Below are 6545 nucleotides of genomic sequence, written 5' to 3'. Positions count from 1 at the left end.
AAGTCTTTTAATGCATCTTGAATATCTTCTGCAGATTGAATGTCATATTCTCTAATTAAATCTGCTATGATATTCTTTTTTCCTTCGCTTAATCTTTCTTTTCTTTTCACCATAAAAACAGCCTCCCATGATATATTTATTTTATCATAGAAAGCTGCTATTATTTGTAATTTACAGACTTTTTTTCACAGGCTCAAATAAACTGCAATTAAATAATTAGAAGTTAAAAATCGCATAATTCAAGAAAGGAAATTATGCGATTTTTCATAATTGTATAATTTTCTATATATAAACTAGTAATTTTATTTCTTAATATTATCTAATTCTATGATAAATTCATCTCCAATTGGAGTAAAGTCTTCTGATGGCCATTTCGTAGCATATAGAGTCAGTGTAAGCTTTTTAGCATCTGTGCTGATTCCACCGTTATTACAGAACCAACCTTTACCATTTTCACCATGCAGTCTTTTTAAATTAAATTTTACTTCGTTTCCAAGATCATCGGTACCTCTTAGTTCCATAATATAATCGGTGTTATAGCTACCTAATACGTCTGAAACATTAAAAAATATTTTTTGACCTAGATCATTGCTAGTATACTCTGTTATTTGTACATCTTGTTCAGAGGATAATGAGAAGCTTTCATCCATTGGAAAATGATAAGTATCTTTAGATAGAGCTTTTCCGTCCGCAGTAAAATTGAATCTCCAATTTCCTTCTACAAAAGTTTCATTCGTGACTCCTGTAATTTCATTATAAGTTCCTGATGTTTGTATTTTATTATAAATAATCTCAATATTAAGTTTTGTATTGGTATCTATTTCTGCATTAAAATCTTCTGTATTATACAACTCGCATGTACTTATTAATTCCACAGTATAATTATCCAATCGATTAATTTCCTGACCTCCAATAAGATAAAAATGGTTTCCATTCACATACATATCTGCAGAAGGAAATAGAAAATTACCTGTAGGTTTGTCTGATTTAATTGTACTAGTTACTATCATTTCATTTTTATCAATAATAACCTTGTTTAGTGTTATAGTATATCCTTTATCTGATTTGGAAGTATTGATTACTGTTGTATAATCCAGTAATTCTTCATCAACTTTATTAATTCCTAGAAAATCACTAATCAGTGAAGTAATACTTTGGGCTGCAGCATTTATTTCACTACCAAAGATAGCATTTGTAAATAATAATATTGCAAATGTTACACATGCTACACTTATAATACGCTTATAGTTTAGTTTCTTTTTGAATTTATTGCGTACCATCCGTTTCATTTTTCTTTTTTCTATATCTGTTAAGTCCTCTTTTTTAAAAAAATCTATATCTGTTTCTACGTCATTTAGTAAAGAATATATTTCATTCATTAAAATTGCTCCTTTCTAAGTTGAGAATAACATTTTCTGATTTTCTTCTTTCCTCTAGAAACGCGATTATAAACCACCGCTTTTTCTATACCCATATCTATGGCTACAGATTCCACAGTATTCTCATCAACAAATAATCGTTTAAAGATCATCTTGTCTTTTTCGTTAAGATAGGATAACATTTTCTCTACTTCTTCAGAGATTTCTTGTTCCAAAACATTAATATTAATTTTAGAATCAGAAACTTCACCTACAGATTCTAAAGGCTCTTCTTTTAGATAACGAAGATATCTTCTTTTACAATCAATGGCTTTGAATCTAGTGATTCCAGCTATCCAATTTTTAAAGGTGCTTCTATTTCTGTCGTAACTTTCTATGTTTTCCCATATAGCAAGCAACACATCATTCATACATTCATCATGTAAGTTTGGCAGTTGATATAATTGCTTTTTTACAACTGTATTTAGAATCCATCCGTATTCAGATATAACAAATTCTAGAGCTTTTTCATTTCTATTTTTTAATTGGAAGATAAAGTTTTGTTCTGTAATTTTCATTTTCATGCTCCTTATTCATATACTAGCTAATGTAATTGGCCATTACACCTATTAATTCGTAAATATGTTACGTGTTTCTATCAATAATCAGAAATATAAATTTTTATATTTTTTATTCTTATATAAATGGTTAAATTTTCTTAGTGTAAGTAATTTTAAAATTAAAATTCTAAATTTATAATTTTAAATTATTGAATTAATCACCACGATTTTCCGTAGAGGCTAATAATATTTTGGCTGTAGCAGAAATTCAAATCAAAGTTTTACCTTGTAATGATTATTTTTCGTATTATAATATTATCTGGTATAATTGTAAAGTGTTGAGTAAAAATTCATAAAAGTACTATATGTGAGGGCCTGCAGGTTCTTTTATAGGTATGGGAATAGGACGTATATTAGAAGGTATTAGAAGTAACAAAATAAGTAGATACGAGTAAACATTATTGAAGAGAGTTAATATGATAGATTATAATGATAGATTTAAAGGAATATTTGTGTATGTATAATCTAACGAATCAAACAATAATAGATGTTAAAGGTGGAAGTATAACTAAAAAACATAATTATGATAAAGTAATTTTAGTAGGAACTTATTTATATAAAGATAGTGGCTATGTAGAGAATGTGAATATAGTAGTAAATGAACAAGATGGATCTGTTATAACTACAAAAATACCCTATAGTGGCTATGATTTAGAACTTTTTTTTAGGAGATTTTAATGGTGATGGAAAAGATGAAATAATGGTAAGAGGTGAATATGGAGGATCAGGAGGGTATGCTATAGCAGCAATTTATGATTACATAGATGGAGAGCTTGTAGAAATATTTAATCCAGATATGTTTTCAGAAAAGTATGTATTTACGGCAAAGTATTTAGATGAATATAAAGTTCTAGTAGAGTCAGTTACCTTAAAGGAAAAATTTACTTTTGATATTTCACAAAGCCCAACTATATATTTAAATATGATATATGACGAAAATAAGAAAGTTAAATCAAAAGAAGTACCTACCGTTTCAGCAATTAATGGGGCATTTCCAATTAAGCTTGTATCTGAAAAAAACTATTATTTATTTTTAAGACAAAGAGTGATTGGAGTTAATAATGCAGATACCATAGGTTATATAGAAAGCTTTGTAAACTTATTAAACAATGATATAAAAGTAGTAGATATGGGAGCTTATATGAAAGGTCAGAAAGAAATTTTAGATAGGTATACAAAGAATTTATATGAAAGATTTAGATAATGAGGGTAAAGATGAGTTGATTTTATGGATTCACTATACTGGAGAAGCTCATACTATTGATATCTATTCAATTAAAGATTATATCATAAAGAAGAGTAGTAAATATGATAAAAGTATATTATGGCTAGGAGGTATGTTATAATTATATAAAATAAAATTTTTGTAATATATACAAGGAGATGGAATTATGAAATTTAGAATTGTTTCATTACCACCGTTTAAAGCTGCTTCATCAGGGGTTGATAAAAATTTTGATTTTTCTGAAGAAGGAATATTGGGAAAGTTTGATGCATATTTTTCTGACATTAAGCCATTGCCACGAGATGACTTTATGCCACGAGATTTTTTATTTTTTGATCCTGTAGAACAAGGTATGGTTTGGTGGTGGGCACTAAATGAGGACATGGATAGTGGTAGTAACGATGTAGTTGACTTTGATGGCGGATATTATCTTACTTACACATATAGAGACGGCGATGAAGAAATGGGTAGTAAATTGTATAATGAGGCTATAGAATACGTTAATAAATCAGAATTATTTGAATTGGATGAACGCCATAATCATTATAGTATGGGGCATATTATTACTCCTCAGGATATCATCAAGGCACAGGGATGGGCACAGATGGAAACATTTATACCAATTAAGCTAAGAACTGAACATGATAGATAAGCATTATTTTATATAAAAAATAAAGAAAAGCAGTTAGTTGATGAACTGGCTGCTTTATGTATTTATATATAATTAAATTTTACATATGATACTTGATATCTTCAGTGGGCAGAAGTTGGATATTGGCTACTCAACCAGCATTGGGGTAAGGGTTATGGAAGCGAGATGATGAAGTAAGATTAATTTATGTCCGTTGGAATTTCATATTTGCCCCTTCATGAAGAAGTAAAGAAAATTGCTCAAAAAGTAGGAAAGGTAGATGTTTTATGGGTAAAACCCTCTGCCAAACAAATGTTGCAACAGAATATATTCAAATGCAGCTTGCTAGAGAAGCAGGGTATAGAGTAATTATTATATTGGGAGAACCTGGCTATTATCCTAAACATGGATTTAAAAACTGTAGTTGTTTTAATATTGCAACAGCAGATGGCAAGAACTTTGATGCCTTTACGGGAATTGAATTAATACCTGGTGGATTAAGTGGTGTACATGGAAAGTTCCATGAAGCTACTGTGTTTGAGAATTTACAAGCTGAGGAAGTTGAAGAATTTGATTTATATTTATTTTTCCCAATCAGAAGATTATAAAGATATAATGAAATGTAAGGATGAAGATATTTATCTATGGTACGGCAATAGTGCAAAGGCAATCTGTGGGATGTTACATATTTTATCAATGGTTGAAGGGAAGTTTCAGAATGTATATATAGAAGTAGTTAAATATGAAAGCATAAAAAGCAGTAGAATCTTAGCATTCTACTTTTTATAACATTTTAGTAAAATAAAACATAAATGTAAAATAAAATTAAAAAAGTGCAATTACTTAGTGAAATTTGCAAATTAGGGTGATATAATCAATATATTGGAATAAATATAGCAATATTTATCAATTGAATAGTTTGGGGGAGACGAATATGAAAATATCAACAAAACTTGGTGCAATGATTTTATTGATTATTATAAACACTGGAATATTAATGTTCTTTACACTATCATCATTAAACGACATATCTGCAAAAGTAGATGAACATCAAACAAAAAATACACCTTTAATGATTACTACATTATCGTTACAAAAAGACATAGTTCAAATCCAGCAATGGCTTACAGATATTTCTGCAACACGTGCAAAACCGGGATTTGATGATGGATTTGATGAAGCTGCTAAATTTTATGAAAGTGCAAAAAATAATATTAATAAATTAGAAGAATTAGGTGGAGATGGACAAACTCTAAGCTCAATTTCACAAAATTTAGATGATTACTACAAAATGGGTATAGACATGGCCAATGCATATATTAAGGATGGAACTGATGCTGGAAATCTATATATGGAAAAGTTTGATCCTTATGCAGTGGAAATGGAAGAAAGTGTTGATGGTTTTGTAGAATTAGCAGAGACTAATTTTAATGATGGAAGTATGAAGATTAAATCAAGTATTAAAGCTTTATATATAAGGTCATTACTTATATTTGGTATTGTGACTATAATAAGTATTATTATATTCTTTGTTATACAAAATCTTATAATTAAAAAAATACATATGTTTACAAAGGTTCTTAAAGATATTTCAGAAGGCAATGGAGATTTAACTAAACGAGTTGAAATTAAATCTAAAGATGAAATTGGAACTATGGCAAAATATTTTAATACCTTTGCTGCTACTGTTCATAGTATTGTAGTATCAGTAAAAGGGTTATCAAAGGATGTATCAACTTCATCAGAAGAATTAACAGTAAACTCACAGCAGTCTGCAACAACTGCTGAAGAGGTAGCGCAAGTCATAGATGAAATTGCAAAGACTGCTATGAATCAAGCTGCAATAACAACTGAAGGCTCAGAAAAGCTTATGGAACTTGGAAATCTTCTAGAAGAAGATTCAAGTAATATAGGAATACTGACAGAGGCATCAAAAAAAGTGAATGAGCTAATAAAAGAAGGGTTAGTTGTAATTGATAGATTGTCAATGATAACTAAGGAGGGGAATATTGCATCAAAAAGTGTCTATGATAATATCATGAAAACAAATGAGAACTCTAATAAAATTAGTGAGGCAAGTAATATTATTACTTCTATTTCAGAACAAACCAAATTATTGGCTTTAAATGCAGCAATTGAAGCAGCCAGAGCAGGTGAACATGGTAAGGGATTTGCCGTAGTAGCAGAGGAAATTCGAAAACTTTCTATACAATCTACAGAATCAACAAAGATAATTGATAGTATGGTTAAAACCTTACAAAAAAATTCAAACAATGCAGTAGAAACTATGTTAGAAGTAGAAAATATTTATAATGAACAAATTAAAAATGTTAACAATGCAGATAGTAAATATAAAGAAATTGCAGAGGCATTAAAAGAGTCAAATGATGCAGTTCTAATAATAAACGAAGCAGAAAAACAAATAGAATATATGAAAAATCAAGTGTTAGGTACTATGGAAACACTTTCATCAGTGGCAGAAGTAAACTCAGCAGGAAGTGAGGAAGCTTCAGCCTCAATAGAACAGCAAACTGCTTCCATTGAGGAAATAGCTAATTCAAGTAGAAACTTATCACAGATGTTCTTAGAACTTCAAGAATTAATTGAAAAATTTAAAGTTTAATTTAGATTAAGAGATAGTAGGTAAATTTGTGTAAACACAAATTTACCTACTATCTTTTTGTTGAAGTTAGCTGTTTTTCCATAGCTAT

The 6545-nt window shown here is 29.1% G+C and carries 9 protein-coding genes and 1 pseudogene; 8 read left to right on the top strand and 2 right to left on the bottom strand.

The features are described from left to right. Positions 1-302 precede the first annotated feature (302 nt). Both IO99_RS13045 and IO99_RS13040 read right to left on the bottom strand, forming a co-directional pair. Positions 303-1379 carry a DUF4179 domain-containing protein gene (locus IO99_RS13045; RefSeq protein WP_035134104.1) on the bottom strand — a complete coding sequence of 359 codons (1077 nt, stop codon included), beginning with the start codon at positions 1377-1379 and terminating at the stop codon, positions 303-305. Continuing rightward, the gene (locus IO99_RS13040; RefSeq protein WP_035134103.1) at positions 1379-1936 is read right to left on the bottom strand and encodes a sigma-70 family RNA polymerase sigma factor; all 558 of its coding nucleotides are present in this window, start codon (positions 1934-1936) and stop codon (positions 1379-1381) included. Before IO99_RS13040 ends, IO99_RS13045 begins: the two co-directional genes overlap by 1 nt. A gap of 498 nt (positions 1937-2434) precedes the next feature. Here IO99_RS13040 and IO99_RS13035 point away from each other — a divergent pair, with 498 nt between their 5' ends. From IO99_RS13035 to IO99_RS13010, 8 genes and pseudogenes are all read left to right on the top strand, one after another. After that, complete coding sequence (locus IO99_RS13035; protein WP_035134102.1) at positions 2435-2656, top strand: hypothetical protein; 222 nt, start codon at positions 2435-2437, stop codon at positions 2654-2656. A 22-nt stretch (positions 2657-2678) separates the two neighbouring features. Continuing rightward, the gene (locus tag IO99_RS13030; RefSeq protein WP_035134101.1) at positions 2679-3182 is read left to right on the top strand and encodes a hypothetical protein; all 504 of its coding nucleotides are present in this window, start codon (positions 2679-2681) and stop codon (positions 3180-3182) included. Then, entirely contained in the window at positions 3166-3324 is a 159-nt protein-coding gene (locus IO99_RS19135) for a hypothetical protein (protein WP_156964368.1), read from the top strand. The genes IO99_RS13030 and IO99_RS19135 overlap by 17 nt, the downstream gene beginning before the upstream one ends. A gap of 45 nt (positions 3325-3369) precedes the next feature. Next, the gene (locus IO99_RS13025; protein ID WP_035134099.1) at positions 3370-3855 is read left to right on the top strand and encodes a hypothetical protein; all 486 of its coding nucleotides are present in this window, start codon (positions 3370-3372) and stop codon (positions 3853-3855) included. A gap of 111 nt (positions 3856-3966) precedes the next feature. Beyond that, a pseudogene (locus IO99_RS19850) lies at positions 3967-4032 on the top strand (GNAT family N-acetyltransferase); the annotation flags it as partial. An 89-nt stretch (positions 4033-4121) separates the two neighbouring features. After that, positions 4122-4442, top strand: a complete 321-nt coding sequence (locus tag IO99_RS13020) for a hypothetical protein (RefSeq protein WP_051824108.1) — start codon at positions 4122-4124, stop codon at positions 4440-4442. Between the two features lie 7 nt (positions 4443-4449). Beyond that, complete coding sequence (locus IO99_RS13015; RefSeq protein ID WP_198028588.1) at positions 4450-4623, top strand: hypothetical protein; 174 nt, start codon at positions 4450-4452, stop codon at positions 4621-4623. Positions 4624-4768: 145 nt separating this feature from the next. Beyond that, on the top strand, positions 4769-6457 hold the full coding sequence (locus IO99_RS13010) for a methyl-accepting chemotaxis protein (protein ID WP_035134095.1): 1689 nt from the start codon (positions 4769-4771) through the stop codon (positions 6455-6457). Positions 6458-6545: the final 88 nt, after the last annotated feature.

Origin of the sequence: Clostridium sulfidigenes (assembly GCF_000732635.1) — a bacterium.
In the GTDB taxonomy this organism is placed as follows: Bacteria; Bacillota; Clostridia; order Clostridiales; family Clostridiaceae; genus Clostridium_J; species Clostridium_J sulfidigenes.
This window is presented reverse-complemented; position numbering and strand designations above follow the sequence as displayed.